We start from the raw sequence: 17,900 nt of genomic DNA on the forward strand, positions 1-17,900 counted from the left end.
AGCCTCACCCATGTCCGAGCGCAGGGATCTCGCCGCTCGCCACCACATCGTCAGGCCCGAGCTCATGTTCCGGCGCCAGCTCGCCCTCCCATTTCGCCACCACGGCCGTGGCCAGCGAATTGCCGATCACATTGGTGGCGCTGCGGCCCATATCGAGGAAGGTGTCGATGCCCATGATCATCAACAGTCCGGCTTCGGGAATGTTGAACTGGCTGAGCGTCGAGGCGATCACCACCAGTGACGCACGCGGCACGCCGGCAACGCCCTTCGACGTGATCATCAATGTCGCGAGCATGGCGAGCTGGGTGCCGAGCGACATCTCGATATGATAGGTCTGCGCGATGAAGATGGCTGCAAAGGTGCAATACATCATCGTGCCGTCGAGATTGAATGAATAGCCGAGCGGCAGCACGAAGCTGGAAATCCGCGACGACGCGCCGAAGCGGTTGAGCCCTTCCAGCGTCTTCGGATAGGCGGCCTCCGAACTCGCGGTGGAGAAGGCGATCATCAGCGGCTCGCGGATCAGCCGCAGCAGATGGCTGTAGCGCGGCCCGATGACGATGAAGCCCACCGTGATCAGGATCGCCCACAGGATCGCCAGCGACAGATAGAAGCCGCCCATGAAGACGATCAGCTTCCACAAGACGCCGAGACCGTTCTTCGATACCGTGGCCATGATCGCCGCCCACACCGCCAGCGGCGCGAACAGCATCACATAGCCTGTCACCTTCAGCATGATGTGGCCGAGATCGTCGATCAGCGCCAGCATCGGCTTGGAGCGTTCGGGCATAGCCCCCATCGCCACCGCGAAGAAGATAGCGAAGATCACGATCTGCAGAATCTCGTTCTGCGCCATCGCATCCGCGATGGAGACGGGAATGAGATGGGTGAGGAACTTCTCGATCGAGAAGGCCGAGGTCTGCAGGCCCGTCGATTGTCCCGCAGCCGGCAGCGTGCCGGGAAAATTGGCGCCAGGCTGCAGCAGGTTGACCATCACCAGGCCGAGCAGCAGCGAGACGAACGAGGCGGTGACGAACCAGCCCATGGTTTTTGCGAAGATGCGGCCGAGCTTGGAGCCGGACCCCATATGGGCGATGCCGCCGACCAGCGTGGCGAAGACGAGAGGCGCGATGATCATCTTGATCAGGCGCAGGAACAGCATGGCGATCAGATTGACGTCGGCGGCGATCTCGCCGCGGCTGTCGGGCAGATAGTTGAAGACCAGCGATCCCATCACGATGCCCAGAGCCATCGCGATAAGAATGTATTGCGTAAACCTGTTCGACATTCTGTCCCCCGTCACACACATCCCGACTGCGACAGTCTGTCATATTGATCACCGCGCGCAACAGCTTCGTTGCGACGGAACCGAATTGGTATCATCGGCGGGTATTGGCCATTGTGCGATGCCACGTCACGGCTTAGCGTCGAACTACAAAAACTGTGCAGAGTGATTGCGCTTTGCGCAGCGACTGCAACAAACAACGACAGTCACGGGAGCGATGACCATGAATGACAGCATCAATCGACAGGTTCTTCTGGTGGAGAAGCCGGCGGGCAAGCTCGGTGCCGAGCATTTCAGGCTGATCGACGGCCGCATGCCGGAGCCGAAGGATGGCGAGGCATTGCTGCGCGTGCGCTACATCTCGCTCGATGCCGCCAACCGCGCCTGGATGCATGGGGCGACCTATCGCTCGGCCGTGGAAGCGAACAGCGTGATGGCCGGCGGCGGCATTGCCGAAGTTGTGTCGTCGAAATCGGATACGCTGAAGCCGGGTGATATCGTGTTCGGCGATACCGGCTGGCAGAACTATGCCGCCGTGGCTGCAAAGCACCTGACGAAGATGCCGCGCATGGAGCCGCTGACGCATCTGCTGTCGATCTATGGCATTGCCGGCCTCACCGCTTATTTCGGCCTGCTGCATGTGGGCAAGCCGCAGGAGGGCGAGACGGTGGTGGTGTCTGCTGCCGCCGGCTCGGTCGGCTCCATCGTCGGCCAGATCGCCAAACTGAAAGGCTGCCGCGTGATCGGCATCGCCGGCGGCGCCGACAAGTGCCACTGGCTGACCTCCGAACTCGGCTTCGATGCGGCGGTCGACTACAAGGATGGTGCGGTGTTCAAGGCCCTGAAAGCGGCGGCTCCGAATGGCATCGATGTCTATTTCGACAATGTCGGTGGCGACATTCTCGAAGCCTGTTTGCCGCAGATGAATCTCAACGGCCGCATCGCCTGCTGCGGCGCCATCTCGCAATATGACGGCGCGCCTTCCGCGACCGGGCCGCGCGGCGTGCCGGGACTGATCGTGGTGAAGCGTCTCACCATGCAAGGCTTCATCGTGATGGACTACATGAAGCAGCGCGACCAGGCGCTGAGCGATCTGCAGGGCTGGGTGTCGTCGGGCAAGATCAAGGTGCTGGAGGATGTGATCGACGGGATCGAGAACACGCCGCAGGCGCTGATCGGATTGCTCGCGGGAGAGAACAGGGGGAAGAGGATGGTGAGGGTGTAACTTTTCCCGGCCAAGCGCTGATCTTTTCCCTCCCCGCTGCGCGGCTGCGCCGACTGAGGGAGGGAGCACGACGTTCGGCGCGTCGTTGATATACGAATGTCAAACAGCCCCGTCATTCCTTCACCCACGCGATCCCGTTCTCGCGACGCTTGCGCGTCCGAGTTTTGCGCATTCCCTTCGCCCTCCCGAAAGAGGGCGCGCGGAACGCCGGGTGCTCATGCACCCGTTGGTGCCTGATGCCGATGCGGTACTCCGCAAGGATATGCATCAGGACTTTCCGGAATGCAGAGCAAGTGCCCAGCGTTCCGCACGCGGTGTTCGGGGGCTGCTGCCTGCCCAGGGAGCGGTCAAATCCCGTTATTTGGCCCAAGGCGAAGGGCCGGGGGACGCAGCAGTAAGAATCCCAGACGCCTCGGCCACGGTCGTCCGTCATGCGATCGACGAGATCGCCCTGCCGTCCTTGGTCGAGCCGTCTCATTGCCAGTGGCAGGTCTGGCGCCGAGCCGTCCCTCCCGCGGATGGCGGAGGTCACCCTTCTTTCGCGTGACGCCGCAACTCCGGCATCCACCGCATCCAGCCCCGCGAACGTGACGATCGCGCTCGCCCCTCTCACCGGGGCCGGACGACAGGGACAATAATCCTCATACGGATTTCGTCAAGAACAAAATAGGAACATTCTCGCGCATTGCCCTGCCTGTCATCCCCGCGAAAGCGGGGCTCCAGTGGATACCGGCGTTTCGAGTTGATCCCGGCCGTCAGAGTTTACTGGATTGCCCGGTCAAGCCGGGCAACGACAAAGGCCGTCACGCGACGAAACAAAACTCTGCCGGGAAGAAACACATTTCTACACGGACGCCATCGGTTGGAAACTTGCCAGGCCTACAACGCGACCTCAACAGGTTGCCGCGTAAGACGGCAGGAGGCCGTTATGAACAACCACTCGATCCACAGCGCAGACCGCAGCACGCATCTGAAGATCGTCGTCGTCGCGCTCATTGCCGGCATCGCGGTCATGAGCCTCGGCATATTTTCGCGCGGCGGAGGCGACGTGCAGACGGCACGCGTCATGAAGGCCGGACAGCCGACGGCGTTTACCAGTTCGAATACGTCGGCCGTGCGCTGAGCTCAACCGTAGGGCGGATGACGCGAAGCCGTCATCCGCCGCGGAGTTTCAGCTTTGGATTCGGCCGACGGATGACGCTTCGCTCCTCCGCCCTACGGCACAGCATCACAGCCATCGCACAGACAATCTCGACACCCCATCACCCCTGCCCTATCCCATGACAGGCGCAACGATGCGCCTGTCATCAGCAGGTAGAGCCTTGACCGACACAAAACTTCGCGCCGACAGCGACGCCATCGTCCGCTCCTATGCCGGCAAATCCATGCCAAGCGAGCATCAGCGCACTTTCGTCACCCCCGACATGAATTTCGCCACCCGCACCGTCAAGGCGGGCGCGCCGGTGCGGCCGCTGGCCTACAGTAACCGCTCGCTGCCGGATTTCCCGATCCCATGGAACGGCGCGACCTACGACATCTACGACTATGTCTCGCGCAACCGCGTGGCCGGGCTGCTGGTGATGAAGAATGACGAGGTGCTGCTGGAGCACTACGATCTCGGCATCACCGAACAGACCCGCTGGCTGTCGATGTCGATGGCGAAATCCTTCAGCACCACGCTGATCGGCGCTGCGATCCAGGATGGTTTTATCAAGAGCGTCGACGAGCCGCTGACGACCTATCTGCCGGAATTCAACGGCACCGCTTTCGACGGCGTGACGGTGAAGACGCTGATGCAGATGACATCGGGCGTGAAATGGAGCGATGACCAGACCGACGCTCAGTCAGAACGCAGGCACATGCTGGAGATCCAGATCGCCCAGCAGCCCGGCGCCGTGATGCGCTACATGGCCGAGCGTCCGCGCGTCGCGGAGCCCGGCACGCAGTTCTGCTACTCCACCGGCGACACCCATGTGGTCGGCGCGCTGGTGAAGGCCGCCACCGGCAAGTGGCTGAGCGATTATCTGTCGGAAAAGATCTGGTCCAGGCTCGGCATGGAGCAGGACGGCGCGTGGTGGCTGGAAGCACCGAACGGGCTCGAAGTGGCCGGCAGCGGGTTCTTTGCGACATTGCGCGACTATGCGCGGTTCGGGCGCTTCATTCTCGATGACGGCGTGATCGACAGCGAGCGTGTGCTGCCGGAAGGCTGGATGCGCGAGGCCGGCTCCGCGCGCATGATCAGCGGCAAGCGCGTCGATTACGGCTACATGTGGTGGATTGTGCCCGGCGCGGATGGCTCGCTCGACGACGGTGCCTTCACCGCGCGCGGCATCTTCGGGCAGCTGATGTATATCAATCCGAAGCAGCGCGTCATTTGCGTGGTGCTGGGGTCGCGCGCGAAGCCACCGACCATGGTCAATCCGGCGGTGTCGGATAATGCATTCTTCAATGCGCTGGTGGGGGCGGTTGCTTAGCCACTTTCTGTCGTCACCCGGCTTGACCGGGTGACCCAGTATTCTCCGAAGTAGCCGTGTGTACTGGATCGCCCGGTCAAGCCGGGCGATGACAGAGAGGATGTCGTCGCCTTACGCGAAATCCTTCGGCTCAAGCTCAATCGGCTGGCCATGCGGCGTCCGGTCCGCCGCATGATCCCAGGCATCGCGGTAGCGATGCAGATCGTCGCGCGTCGTGACGCCCTTGTCCGCGATCAAATTCTCCAGCGTGGCCAGCCAGTGCTGGTAATAGGTCTCGCCCGTATCGGGATCGCCGTCCGCCTGCGCGCGCTTGATCTGCGCGGACAAAGCTGCGGCCCATTCCGCCCAGGTAAAGACGCCGCGCTCATGCAGCGTCACCGTCATGGCAAAGGCCTGCGCTTCCCACGGCGCGCGAAACACGGGCCCATCGATATCGCGCGGGATTGTCGGGATAGATGCAACGGCCACAATGGCCGCTGCGCGATCGTCGGCCATTATGCGGGCTCCAGATAGGAATCCCAGGCGTCCACGGACACCGTCACATCGGGATCGCCGTCGGCGCCCCACAGCTCGCTGCCGTCGAAGCGCACGGTATAGAGCCATTGCGGCGCTTCGCCCTGGCCCATGGCATTGCTGTCGGGGAACACATGCGCGCCGTGCAGCAGCTCGATGGTGCCGACATGGCCGCGCACATAGCGTGGCAACCGCGTATGGGTCACGGGCGCCATCACCTTGGCGCGCACGCGGTCGCCGACGGCAAAGCGCGCAGGCGTGTTGGTGGGGCGCTCGGTGGGGCCGCCGCGGCGGAGCATGGCATCGACTTCGTCGGGCTTGAGCACCGGCACATCTTTATGCGGCAGCAACACCTTGCCACTGTCGAGTTCCTCGCGCGAAACGAGGCCCCTCTCCTCGAGCAGTTTCTCGACGCCGCCGAGCCAGACTTCGTAATAAGTGCGGTTGAGATAATCGCGCGGCGAGCGGTTCTCGCGGGCATATCGCGACATGTCGATATTCCACTGGCCCGGCTTTGCCGTCGCCAGCGTGATCGCCATCATGCGGCGCTCCCATTCGCCGTGGAAGATCGGCTCGTTCACCTCGGGCTCGACTTTGCCAAAGCCCTGATGGCCGCCCATGTCATGCGCGCCGTCCATCAGGCGACCTCCACCGGCTGTCGCGCCACGCCGGTGCCGATCATGCTGTCACGGCTGACGAGATCAGCGAGCTGTTCCTCGCTCCAGCCTTCGGTGCCCTTGGGACGCATGGGGACGACGAGATAGCGGATCTCGGCGGTGGAATCCCACACCTTGATCTTTGTTTCCTTCGGCAGTGCCACGCCAAAGTCGTCCAGCACGCCGCGCGGATCGCGCACCGCCTTGGAGCGATAGGGCGCCGCCTTGTACCAGACCGGCGGCAGGCCGAGCACCGACCACGGATAGCAGGAGCACAAGGTGCACACGACCATGTTGTGGGTGTCGGGCGTGTTCACCACGGCGACGATGTGCTCGCCCTGGCGGCCTTCATAGCCGAGCTCGGCGATGGCCGGGGTCGCGTCCTTCAGCAGGCGGTCGTAGTAAGCTGGATCGCTCCAGGCTTTGGCGATGACGCGGGCACCGTTGCGCGGGCCGACCTTGGTCTCGTAGGTCTGGATCAATTCATCCAGCGCTGCGGGATCGACATAGCCTTTCTCGACCAGAATGCTTTCCAGCGCGCGCACGCGCAGCTCGGTCTCGGACAACTCCGAGTGGTCATGGTCGTGATGATGGCCGTGGTCATCGTGATCGTGCCCGCTCATGGCGCTGATCTCCTTTTCAATTCCGGAATCCACCACAGATGCGCCGCGCAGGCAACATGCGACGCCCTGCCGAAACTGCAGGCGCGCTGCCCACTCTACAATCTTGCAGCGGCGGCGGAATTCCGTCATTCGACCGGCGTCAATGACGACAAAAGGTTACCCATGTCCAAGCCCAGCCTGATCCTCACCGGCGGTCGCATCTTTTGCGGCCTGAATGAAGGTTTTGCCGAAGCGATCGCGCTTGCCGGCGACCGCGTGCTCGCCACCGGCAGCGCCGAAGAGATCGCCGAGATGGCTGGTCCGGACACCCGTATCATCGAACTGGCCGGCCGCACGGCGATCCCCGGCCTCAACGACGCGCATATGCATCTGCTGCCGCTCGGCCTGACGATGACCGAGATCAATCTGCGACCGGAGACCGGCGCCAATTCGATCGGCGAAATCCTGCGCCGCGTCGCCGAGAGGGCGAAGACCGCGAAGCCCGGCGAATGGATCAATGGCCGCGGCTACGACCACAACGAGCTGGCCGAGGGCCGACATCCCACCGCCGAGGAAATCGACTCGGTTGCACCGAACAATCCGGTCTATCTGAAGCGGACCTGCGGCCATGTGGCCGTGATCAATACCGCCGCGATGCGCGAGGCCGGAATCGGCCACAACACGCCACAACCCGATGGCGGCCTGATCGAGCGGCGCGACAACAAGCTGACCGGCCTGCTGGCGGAACGCGCGTTGCGCCTGATCGTCGATGCCGCGCCAAAGCCGAGCCCCGAGCGCCTGCGCGACGCCATCGACCGCGCAAGCAAATTCATGCTGTCGCAGGGCTTTACCGCTGTCATGGATGCCGCTGTCGGCATGGCGGCAGGCATGGACGAGATCGAGGCCTATGAGGATCTCGCCAAGGCCAACACGTTGCCGATCCGCACCTGGGTCTGCATCTACGGCAACACCGACGGCATCGGCGACCAGGCTTATGACGCGGGCTATCGCTTCGGCCGCGAGGTCGGTCGGCTACGTTACGGCGCCATGAAAGTGTTCGGCGACGGCTCGGCCGGCGGCCTCACCGCGGCGATGAGCGAGCCTTATCTGGTCGGCGATCCCGAAAATCGCGGCATCTTCTGCTACACCGACAAGGAAATGCACGACTATCTCGCGCATTATCACAATCGCGGCTACCAGCTCGCCATCCACGCCATCGGCGATGCCGCCATCGAGCAGGTGCTGTCGGGCATCGAGAAGGCCGGCACCGCGGAGAAGCCGATCCTCGGCCGCCGTCACCGCATCGAGCATTGCGGCTTCCTCTCGGACAGCCAGATCGCGCGCATGGCGGCTGCTGGTATCGATCCGGTGCCGCAGCCGGTCTTCATGTATGAATTCGGTGATCTCTACATCACCAATGTCGGCCAGGCGCGCACCGATGTCGCCTATCCCATGCGCAAGTGGATCGAGGCCGGGCTGCATCCGGCCGCAAGCTCGGACGCACCGGTGTCGACGACCGATCCGTTCAAGAACCTGTTCACGATGACGACGCGGATGTCGAACCGGCACACGGTGCTGGGCGAAGGACAGAAGCTGTCGATGGCAGAGGCGATCCACGCCTACACCTATTACGGCGCCTATACGCAGTTTGCGGAGAATAATGTCGGCCGGCTGGTGCCGGGCCAGCTCGCGGATATCGCGGTGCTGAGCCATGACGTGTTCAGCGTGACGCCGGAGGTGGTGGAGATGGATGCACGCTGCGATCTCACCATTCTTGGTGGCGAGGTGGTGTTCGACCGGCTCGGGCAGGTGGCGCAGGCGGCGGAGTAATCACGGCTTACTCCGCCCTCATGGTGAGGAGGCGCGGAGCGCCGTCTCGGACCATGAAGAAGCCGTGCACCGCGTGCGCGGCCATCCTTCGAGACGCCGCGCAACAGCGCGGCTCCTCAGGATGAGGGTCGAGTAGATGGCGTCGGCATCGAGATGCTTACCGCAGCCGCTCGGCAAACCGACGCAACCTGTTCTTCAGCGGCTTGCTGCGATGATACACGGTCGTCATCAGCAGACCTGCCGGCGAGCGCGATACGCTGAAATTGTCGAGCAACGTTTCCTCGACACGGAAGCGCGACTTGTAGCCGCTGTTACCCAGCCCGAAATCGAGCCGCTGAAGGCCTGCTTCGAAACGCTGCTTGATCACCGCATGGTAGATCTGCAAGCCGAGCGAGAATTTACCCATGCGATCCATATCCGAACCGATCAGCATCATGTGACATTGATCGCCATGGGCGATGCCGAACAGCACCGCCATCGGCTCGTCCTTGACATAGAAGACATTGGTCTGCGCCTGCCCGCTCGCGGCGCCCGCGATGGCGTAGTTGCGGTAGAAATCGGCGAAGACGGGATCGTCGAGCAGGCTGGACTCGAAACGCCCAGTATTGACCCGCTGCAGCAGTGCGAAAGCGTCTTTGATTTCGCCCTCGGTCCGCGCGAGCCGTATGTCGTACCCGCCGAAATCGCGTTCGATTTGCCGCCTCAGCTGGCCCAGTTTTTTCGTGAACTGGCTGTTCAGCTTCTTGCGCTCCCAGTGTTCGAAATCGTCCCCGGTATCGCTGTGATATCCGGCATTCTCCCCAACGCTCGTGGCCACGCCATCGAACAGCCGGCGGACGTCGAACCCGTCCCGGCGAACCTTGCGGAACAACAGAGCGCCTGCTCCTTTGAGACTCGCTCTCAATTCCTGACGCAAGCGCGGATCGCGCGCGAGCGCCTCGAGAACAACGGTTTCACCGACGACCGCATTGGCGTCGCAAACGCCGAAATCGGCCGGCTGGATCACTTTGAGAAGACCGAGCCTCTGGATCACCAGTGGCAATACTGCGAGCAGCTCCCGGCTGGCGCGATCGCGCACCGTCACCGTGTGCTGGCGGGCACCCAGCGCAGGCGCAAGGTCACGATGGATCGATGCGAGCCAGAGTGGTGATTGAAACGGCGTCAGATCCGACCGCGCGAACAACGCGCAATATTCGGACGATTGGAAATCGAAATCCGGCTCGACGGCGACGACGCCATCACGCGCGAGCCCCGGGGTCTTGGTGATCATCATATTCATGGCGGTACAATCCGTGAAACGATTGAAGCGGCCGCAAATCCGGCGTCGACACCGCGCAAACGTCGCTCGGCGGCTGCTATCTACAAGTCTCAGCGTTATTGAGTATCCTTGTAACGGGATTGCGTTGCGCACGACACCGCGCAAATATAACAAGCGATATCAAGGTTAAGCCGATCTCATCGCATCGCCGGCGTTTTGGATAGCAACACCTGACCGCGATCGTTACGATTTGAACAAGTACGAAAAGATCTTCGGCTGGATCCGCGTGCCATCAATGAGCTCCAATCGACCGAGGCGATTGAGCGTATGCAGCTTGCGACCGGGCCAATGCGATGACGGCGTCACGTGGTGGCGCCTGATCTGTTCGAAGCGGGTCGGCGACAATTCGATGATCTCCACCAGCGCCATTGCCGCACCATAGCCGTGGGTGCAATCCTGAACCGGCCGCCAGAGACGACCATCGCGCATGACAAAATGGCCGGCCGGCCGCGCATTGGCGCGGTCGAGCAGCACGGGATTCTGCGCATGCGGCAGCCACGGCCCCGTCAGGCTGTCCGCGTGATAGATCGACAGCGTGTCGGAATAGCCGCCGGAGCCTTCGCGGGTGACGCCGAACAGATAATAGCGGCCGTCATGCTGCGTGACGGTCGCATCGCTGAGTTCAACGCCGGACAACAAGGTGGCGTGCCGCTCCCATTGGTCCGGGAAGCGCTTGCAGCGATAGAGGATGACCTCATTGGTGGCGGAGCATTCGGGAATCATCCAGAGCTCGCCGCCGTCCTCGATCAGGAACGGATAAGAGAGATGCCACGGCTCGTCGAGTACGGTGAAGATATCTCCGACCGGTCCCTGCTCATTGAATTCGATCGCCGAGATGATGCCCTTGCCGACGCGGTGATCAAGCTCCTCGAAGAACACCGCCGTGCGGCCCTGCCAAGACACGGGAAAGGGATCAGCCGCGAAGCGATGCGGACGTTCCTTCAGGCGTTTCCAGGGCGCGCCGGTGAGGTCATGCGTCTGCCATACATCGGCGTCATCCGTGAAGCGCCAGCCGACATGCCATTGCGGCGCGTAGCACAGGAAACGATAGACCTTGCGCAACAGGTGACGGGCAATGCCGCCCAGCACGACGCACGCTGCTGCATCGATGTCGCGGTGCGCTGTCTGGGGCTGGATGTGGATGGGCGGCCGCGGAGCACCGTTCAGATTGGCCTTGATCAACGTGATCGTGCGGGCCATCAGCGACGCCAGCCCGCCGCTCAGCCCGCTGGCGACTTCTGACGACGGATGCCCGCGATCAACGATCTCGCCGCTGATCTCGTTGCGCAGCTCGATGACGGGCATGTCGCCGGCGAGCAACGCCGTGAGGGCCCCCAATTCGCCGGCCTGGCCATTATAGAGCGGGCGGAGATAGGACGGCGCCGCAGCGTCGCGGGCCGGTGCATCGGTGAAATCGATGACGATCTCCGCCGCATTGGCGGGTGCAGCCGCAAGCGCCGAGCGTTCGACGGAATCCACGGCGCTGGCCTGTCCGCCATGGAGCGCTCGCTTTTCCAGCGCGAACAGCCAATCGATGCTGCGTGGCGTGGATGTGGCTGCCTCGACCCATCGCAGGCCCACGCTGTGACCAGCCCCCTGCAGCGACCGAACCGCATCTGCGATCCAGGCCCGCGGGCGCTTCGGATCGCAGCGCAGTTCAATGATCATGGCTGCGGCGCAAGTTGGTGAGCTGGCGCGAGGACGCTGCGAAGCAGCTGTTCATAGTCATCGACCATGCGCGCGACGGAGTAGCGCGCATGCAAGCCACGCCCGGCCGAGATGAGATCGGTACGGAGCGCGTCATCATGGAGCGCACGGGAAATCGCGTCGGTGAACGCGCGATGATCCGCCGCATCGACGAACAGGGCAGCAGGCCTGCCATCGGAGGCGAGCACTTCGCGCAGCACGGGCAGATCATTGGCGACGACAGGCACGCCCGCCGCCGCGGCCTCCACGGCCGCGAGGCCGAAAGTCTCTGCTTGCGATGGGAAGACGAAAACATCGAGCGCCGCCAGAAAATCGCCGATCCGTTCGGGCGGCATTTCACCGGTAAAATATACACGCATTTCTAAATGTTTCTCAACGACGAGTTGACGCAGTGACATTTCATCCGGCCCCTGCCCGGCCAGCACGAGATGCCAGTCCGGAGAGTCGGTTAGCGCACATATCGCCGCATCGAGGCGCTTGCCGGCGTTCAAACGCGCGACGGAACCCAGCAGCGGAACATCTGGCGGGAGCCCGAAAGCAGCACGGGCCTGCTGCCTGGAGAGTGTTGTTGTCTTCAGATCGAAGCCGTGCGGAACGTAGCGCAGACGCCTGCTGTAGCGCTTCGGATAGCGCGAATAATCCGCGAGCATGTCCGAGGAATTGACGGTGATCGAATCGAACGCACCGAGCAGGCCGAGCATCAGATCGGCTGACCGGACCAGCGGATTCATCAGCATCCGTGCCGAGACCTGGTTGGCAATGATCGGAGCCGAACAGGCAAGCCGCGCGGCGAGGCCGCCGACGGTATTGCCATAATGCTGGAAGGTGAGGATGACATCCGGCTCTGCCGCGCGGATTTCACGCAGCAGCTGCGCCGGAAATGCCAGCGCACCGGTGAGACCGCGCGGGCGATCGAGGCTGCAATAGCGCGTATTGGGCGGCGCATCGAAGCTCGGCGACTTGCGATAAAAGAAAAGGTGGCTGACGTCGTAGCCGCGAGACCCAAGTCCGGCGCCGACCAGGCGCGAGATTTCCTGCGCACCGGCATTCTCGCCCTGGGTCTGGATGATGAGGATACGCGGTGACATGGATCAGGACGCGCGCGAGGCGGCGTCGCGCAGTGCCGCCGGCGGTTTGCGGAACAGGAACAGCACCGACGGATCAAGGCCAAGCCAGCGCCGGCACAGCACATTGAGCACGATGGTCACGATGGCGAGGCTGGTGGAGGCGGCGAGCGCTGCCCCCCACAGGCCGAACAGCGGGATGAAGATCGCAAAGCCGATGAAGCGCAGCACGATATTGGAGGCGACGATGAACGGGTAACGCCGCTCCTGGCCTGCGATCTGCAGCACCGATGGCGCGGGGCCGCCGGCTGCATAGAAGGCGGTGCCGAGCGCCAGCGTGATCAGCGTCCATTTCTGGGCAACGAAATCAGGCCCGAACAGCGCGAGGATATAGTCGGCCCCGAGCAGCAGCAGCGCGATGCCGACGGCGACGCAAAGCAGCATCATCTCGGCCATCAGCTTCAGCGTCTTGTTCAGCTCGTCGGTCTTGCCGGCGAAATACAGAGGGGGAATGCGGCGCGTGGAGATGTTGTGCAGGGCGCCAAGCGGCACCGCGAACATGTTGGCGACGCGCGAGGCGACGAAGTAAGCGCCGGCGGAGACGGGATCGAGGAACCAGTAGACGATCACCACATCGAAGAACTGGTTGATGGTCTCCAGGATGGACGACGCCCAGAAGCCGGACGACGCCTTGATCCAGTGAGGGAAATGCCAATGCGGACGGGCGCGCAGCACATCGCGCGGCAGCCGTCGCAGGATTGCCGTGACCTGGATGCCGAGCGCCAATGCGACGCCCACCGAGCACAGCAGGAAGAACTGATGGATCTCGATGATGGTGCTGCTGACGATCAGCGCAATCATCACCCCGACCACGATGCTGCGCCAGAAGAAATCGCGCATGCCTTCGGCCAGCAACACGCTGATGGTGGAGCGGCCGATATGGCTGGACAGCGAGATCGACGAACAGGCGATCAGGAACAGGCCGGTGGCGATCATCAGACGCGGCGTTTCGCCGAGCAGGAACACGCCGACGCTGCCAATGATGGCGGCCAGCAACAGCGGCACCAGAGCGACGATGCCGACCGAGAACAGCAGCGCGCCCTTGGCAAGCTCCGGCTGTTTGGACACGGCATATTCGTTGAGCGAGCGCAGGATGAACATCTCCTGCCCGAGCATCGCTATGACGCTGCCCATCTGGCAGACGCACAGCCACATCGCGAGATGGCCGAAATCCTCCGGCGAGAGGATCCGCGCCGCCAGCGAATACATGGCGAAGGAGACGATGGCGCCGCCGAATTGCAGGCCGATCGTCAGCACCACCCCCTGATTGAGATGGCGATCGACGAGCGAGCCGAGCAGGCTTCTGGCTTTGTGAATGGCGGACAATATCATTTTCGCGGCAATGTCGGAGCGACTGGAATCCGGGCCTGACTAGCACGCCGCGCCCGGCCTTTCATCGATCACCTGCACGCATTCGGCGTGCGGGCGGATTTATTTGTTCAAACCCTGCTTCTTCAGCAGCAGATAGAAGGCGAGCGGATTGGTCTTCAGATAGCGCCAGCCGAGCCGGCGCGGCTCCAGCAGCATGCGCCAGAGCCATTCGAGGCCAACCGCCTGCATCCATGCGGGCGCCCGCCTCTTCAAGCCCGCAACGAAATCGAACAACCCGCCCGATGTCTTGATGACACCGACCGCGGTGAGACGATGGCGATGGCGGACGATGAAGCGCTGCTCGCGCGGCACGCCCATGGAGATCCACAGAATGTCGGGCTGCGCCGCGCAAATCTCGGCGCAGACCGCGATCTCCTCGGCCTCGTCGCGGAAGAAACCATGACGATGCCCGGCCATCTTGATGCCGGGATATTTCGCCTTCACGGCAGCCACGGCAGCAGCATTGGCGGCTTCGGTGGCGCCCAGCATATACATGCTGGCGCCGCGTGCAGTGGCTTCCGCTGCCACATCATAGAACAGATCGGAGGTGGCGACGCGCTCCGGCAATCCCTGCGCGTCGTGCAGCTTCGAGGCGAACACATGCGCCATGCCGTCGGCATGGATGGCATCGGCCTGCATGAACAGATCGCGCTCGGTGCTGTCCACCGCGCAGCGATAGGTCACTTCACCATTGGTAGAGGTGAGATAGGCGGGAAAGCGCCACAGCGCGCTGCGCCGTAGCGCTTCGTCGACCATCACGCGTGCCGTCTCTTTGCTGTCGGCAGCCACGACCGGCAATCCGCCAAGCGACAGGCGACGCCAGCGATGAAACACGCTGCCGCGACGATCCGGCGACAGGCGACGCTCTTCGAGACCGAGCTTCGCGAGATTGGCCTGCGTATCGGTATATGAAGATGTGCGCCGGTCCAGCGCCTCACGGCGTTCGCCCGCTGCATCGGCTGCATCGCGCGCATCTGGTGCAGCGATATCGTGGTGCTGTCCAATCATGCGCGTATCCTTATACGCATATGATTACATGTGTAGTAAAACTGGATCGCACTTTGGCGCAGGCTTAAGCGCTGGTTAACCGCTGTAAAGAAACTCGCAATTGCAGGTGCCGCGTTAACCGATCGTTATGCTTTGATGTTGCGGCATGCGAGTAACCGGCGATTAACCCTACTTATTTACGATGAGGACGATCGGCAAATTCAGCGTAGCTGCCGATCGAGTTGGAGTGAGACATGTCGGTTCAGCGTGCGGAGAGTAGCGGATCAGCCGCGCGCGGCGTCTCCGGCGGCAGCAAAGTCTCCGACGGCATCGACCTCAAGGACGTGGTCGGCATCCTGGGCCGCCGCAAAGTCTGGATCATCGGCACGACCGCCGCATTCTGCGCGCTCGCAGCCACCTATATCCTCATCGCACGCCCCGCTTACACTGCCACCGCGCAGGTCTATGTCGATCCGCGCGACCGACAGACGCCGAAAGAAGAAGCGGCGATGCAGAATTCCGTGCCGGGCGATGGCCTGCTGCTGGTCGAGAGCCAGTTGAAGATCATCACGTCGGGCGAAGTGCTGTCGCGCGTGGTCACGGAGACCAATCTCGCCAAGGATCCGGAATTCAACGGCGCCGGCGGGCTCGGCGCCAATATCAAGGCGCTGTTTGGCATCAGCCCATCGGAAGATCCCGCACAGGTCGCCATGCGCAACCTGCGCCTGAAGACGACGGCCAAGCGCAACGACCGCTCCTTCGTCATCGACATTTCCGTCACCGCCGATACGGCGGCGCGCGCAGCCATGCTCACCAATGCCGTGGCCAATGCCTATCTCGAAGAGCAGGCCAATGCGAATGCTGGCTTCAATCGCCGCGTCTCCGAGGCAATTACCGCGCAGCTCGAGCGCATGCGCAATGCGGTGAGCCAGTCGGAACAGGCGGTGACGGCGTACAAGTCGGCCAACAACCTGATCGGCGCACGCAACCGCCTGGTGACCGAGCAAGAGCTGGATGAAGCGAACACACAGCTGACCACCGCGCGGGCGCGGCTGACCGACGCGCAGTCGCGTGTCAAACTGATCGAGCAGATCGAAGCCGGCGGTGCCTCGATGGATTCGCTGCCGGAGGCCGTGCAGTCGCAGACCATGGTGCAGCTGCGCACCCAGGCCGCAACCGCCTCGCGCGAGGAAGCGCAGCTGGCGCAGATCAACGGGCCGAGCCATCCGCTGCTGCAGGCGGCGCGCGCGCAGGTGCGCGACGCACAGGCGGCGATCAAGAGCGAGGTGAAGCTGATCGCCCAGGCCGTGCGCAATGCGGCGGCGAGCGAGCGCACCAATCTGCAGAACCTGCAGACGCGCTTCGACACGCTGAAGAAGCTGTCGCAGACCAATGAAAAAGCCATCGTGCCGCTGCGCGAGCTGGAGCGGAAAGCGGATTCCGATCGCGCGATCTACGAGACGTTCCTTGCCAAGGCGAAGACCGCCAGCGAACAGCAGGTGATCGACACCACCAATATCCGCCTGATCTCGCGCGCCTCGCTGCCGGATCGCAAGAGCTGGCCGCCGACCGCCATCATCATGGCTGCGGCCCTGTTCGGTGGCCTGTTCCTCGGCATCGTCGCTGCACTCGCACGCGAGAGCCTGGCCGCACGGCCGGTGACATCGCCGGAGCCCGAGGCGCCGCCGCAATTGACTCCACCGGCACCGCCGATGGCGCCGCCGCCCGCGCCCGCACCGCTCAAGCCACAGGCGCCATTGGCGCGTGTCACTGCAGAATTGCTGGCTGCACCGAAAGGGCATTCCGTGCTGCTGGTGCGCGCGTCGAATGACCCATCCCTCGGCCTCGTCGCGCTGGAACTGGCGCGCGCGGTGGAGGAAGCCGGCCGCAATGCGCTGATCATCGATGCCGACCTGCAGCGCCATCGCGTCACCTCACGCCTGCGCTTCGACGGCCGCGCGGGCCTGCGCGAATTGATGACGCATGTGGCATCGATGACGGACGCCGCGCACCGGCTCGGCAAGACCAATATCCATATCGTGCCGGCAGGCATTGTCGGCCTGCGCGCGCCGGATGCCCAGATGCGCGAAGCCCTGTCCGCGGCGCTGCGCGATGCGCGCCGGTTCGATCGCGTGATCATCGATGGCGGCGAGCTCGGCACCACGTCATCGGAATACGGCCTCTATGCCATGGTGGATGAAGTCATCCTGCTGGATACCAGCCACGGCACACGATCCGACGACGTGCAGGTGGTCGCCGATCTGCTGCAGCATCGCCGGATCAAGGCGCGGACGGTGCTGGTCGATCCCGTCCCGGATGCCGTCGCCGCATGAGCATGGACGGGCGCATCGCCGGCGATGCGGTTCCGGCGTCGCGCGACGCGTCCGCCGGAACGATCCGGCTGTGCCTGCCTTATGCCGGCCCGCGCATCCAGACCATGATGGCGATCTATGCCGTGCTGCTGTTCCTCGTGCCGGGAACCATGCTCGACCTGGTCGGCTATGATTATTCGGCCATCGCGGGATCGCCGGTCACGAAGATCCATCCGGCGACCTATTTCCTGCTGATCATGTCGGCGACATTCTTGCTGACTTATCCGGCGAAATACGACCTGCTGCGCTACTATCTCGCCACCAAACTCGGCACGATCTATTTCTTCTGCGCGGCGATGTTCGCGGTGACCAATATCGTGCTCGGCGGCCGCAACGGCTTTGGCATGTTCTTCGACACCGACCTGCATCTGTTTCTTGTCGGCATGCTGCTGCCTTTCGTGCCACCGAACCAGATGGACCGGCTCGAACGCTTCAT

Annotated in this window: 14 protein-coding genes and 1 pseudogene; 6 read left to right on the forward strand and 9 right to left on the reverse strand. The window is 63.1% G+C overall.

Annotated features, from left to right (window positions below; translation table 11 throughout):
• Positions 1-4: 4 nt before the first annotated feature.
• Entirely contained in the window at positions 5-1,288 is a 1,284-nt protein-coding gene (locus tag ACIQ2A_RS03440; protein WP_398475770.1) for a dicarboxylate/amino acid:cation symporter, read from the reverse strand.
• 220 nt (positions 1,289-1,508) lie between these two features.
• Here ACIQ2A_RS03440 and ACIQ2A_RS03445 point away from each other — a divergent pair, with 220 nt between their 5' ends.
• From ACIQ2A_RS03445 to ACIQ2A_RS03455, 3 genes are all read left to right on the forward strand, one after another.
• Positions 1,509-2,510 (forward strand): NADP-dependent oxidoreductase, encoded by a 1,002-nt coding sequence (locus ACIQ2A_RS03445; protein ID WP_398475772.1) that lies wholly within the window; start codon positions 1,509-1,511, stop codon positions 2,508-2,510.
• A 928-nt stretch (positions 2,511-3,438) separates the two neighbouring features.
• The gene (locus ACIQ2A_RS03450) at positions 3,439-3,633 is read left to right on the forward strand and encodes a hypothetical protein (RefSeq protein WP_398475774.1); all 195 of its coding nucleotides are present in this window, start codon (positions 3,439-3,441) and stop codon (positions 3,631-3,633) included.
• A gap of 199 nt (positions 3,634-3,832) precedes the next feature.
• Positions 3,833-4,984, forward strand: a complete 1,152-nt coding sequence (locus tag ACIQ2A_RS03455; protein ID WP_398475776.1) for a serine hydrolase domain-containing protein — start codon at positions 3,833-3,835, stop codon at positions 4,982-4,984.
• 111 nt (positions 4,985-5,095) lie between these two features.
• Here ACIQ2A_RS03455 and ACIQ2A_RS03460 read toward each other — a convergent pair whose 3' ends face one another.
• Genes ACIQ2A_RS03460 through nthA form a run of 3 tightly spaced genes read right to left on the reverse strand, consistent with a single transcriptional unit; the run spans position 5,096 to position 6,776 of the window.
• Positions 5,096-5,479, reverse strand: coding sequence for a nitrile hydratase accessory protein (locus tag ACIQ2A_RS03460; RefSeq protein ID WP_398475778.1), 384 nt, complete (start codon positions 5,477-5,479; stop codon positions 5,096-5,098).
• Positions 5,479-6,135: a nitrile hydratase subunit beta gene (nthB, locus tag ACIQ2A_RS03465; RefSeq protein ID WP_398475780.1), complete on the reverse strand. Its 657-nt coding sequence runs from the start codon at positions 6,133-6,135 to the stop codon at positions 5,479-5,481. Before nthB ends, ACIQ2A_RS03460 begins: the two co-directional genes overlap by 1 nt.
• Positions 6,135-6,776 (reverse strand): nitrile hydratase subunit alpha, encoded by a 642-nt coding sequence (gene nthA, locus ACIQ2A_RS03470; RefSeq protein WP_398475782.1) that lies wholly within the window; start codon positions 6,774-6,776, stop codon positions 6,135-6,137. The genes nthB and nthA overlap by 1 nt, the downstream gene beginning before the upstream one ends.
• Positions 6,777-6,938: 162 nt before the next feature.
• Here nthA and ACIQ2A_RS03475 point away from each other — a divergent pair, with 162 nt between their 5' ends.
• Positions 6,939-8,585 carry an amidohydrolase gene (locus ACIQ2A_RS03475; RefSeq protein WP_398475784.1) on the forward strand — a complete coding sequence of 549 codons (1,647 nt, stop codon included), beginning with the start codon at positions 6,939-6,941 and terminating at the stop codon, positions 8,583-8,585.
• Between the two features lie 157 nt (positions 8,586-8,742).
• On the opposite strand, the gene ACIQ2A_RS03480 is transcribed toward ACIQ2A_RS03475, so the two are convergent.
• The 5 genes from ACIQ2A_RS03480 to ACIQ2A_RS03500 all read right to left on the reverse strand — a co-directional run bounded on the left by ACIQ2A_RS03480 (position 8,743) and on the right by ACIQ2A_RS03500 (position 15,113).
• Positions 8,743-10,008 carry a GNAT family N-acetyltransferase gene (locus ACIQ2A_RS03480; protein ID WP_398475786.1) on the reverse strand — a complete coding sequence of 422 codons (1,266 nt, stop codon included), beginning with the start codon at positions 10,006-10,008 and terminating at the stop codon, positions 8,743-8,745.
• 78 nt (positions 10,009-10,086) lie between these two features.
• Positions 10,087-11,571 carry a hypothetical protein gene (locus tag ACIQ2A_RS03485; RefSeq protein ID WP_398475788.1) on the reverse strand — a complete coding sequence of 495 codons (1,485 nt, stop codon included), beginning with the start codon at positions 11,569-11,571 and terminating at the stop codon, positions 10,087-10,089.
• Positions 11,568-12,698: a glycosyltransferase family 4 protein gene (locus ACIQ2A_RS03490; protein WP_398475790.1), complete on the reverse strand. Its 1,131-nt coding sequence runs from the start codon at positions 12,696-12,698 to the stop codon at positions 11,568-11,570. Before ACIQ2A_RS03490 ends, ACIQ2A_RS03485 begins: the two co-directional genes overlap by 4 nt.
• Positions 12,699-12,701: 3 nt before the next feature.
• Positions 12,702-14,060: a lipopolysaccharide biosynthesis protein gene (locus ACIQ2A_RS03495; RefSeq protein ID WP_398475792.1), complete on the reverse strand. Its 1,359-nt coding sequence runs from the start codon at positions 14,058-14,060 to the stop codon at positions 12,702-12,704.
• A gap of 105 nt (positions 14,061-14,165) precedes the next feature.
• Positions 14,166-15,113, reverse strand: a complete 948-nt coding sequence (locus ACIQ2A_RS03500) for a WecB/TagA/CpsF family glycosyltransferase (RefSeq protein WP_398475794.1) — start codon at positions 15,111-15,113, stop codon at positions 14,166-14,168.
• 233 nt (positions 15,114-15,346) lie between these two features.
• Here ACIQ2A_RS03500 and ACIQ2A_RS03505 point away from each other — a divergent pair, with 233 nt between their 5' ends.
• Positions 15,347-17,425: a GumC family protein gene (locus ACIQ2A_RS03505; protein ID WP_398475796.1), complete on the forward strand. Its 2,079-nt coding sequence runs from the start codon at positions 15,347-15,349 to the stop codon at positions 17,423-17,425.
• Positions 17,422-17,900 (forward strand): annotated as a pseudogene (locus tag ACIQ2A_RS03510) (hypothetical protein); the annotation flags it as partial. The gene ACIQ2A_RS03505 and the pseudogene ACIQ2A_RS03510, both read left to right, overlap by 4 nt.

Origin of the sequence: Tardiphaga sp., from assembly GCF_044336785.1 — a bacterium.
Classification (GTDB): Bacteria; Pseudomonadota; Alphaproteobacteria; order Rhizobiales; family Xanthobacteraceae; genus Tardiphaga.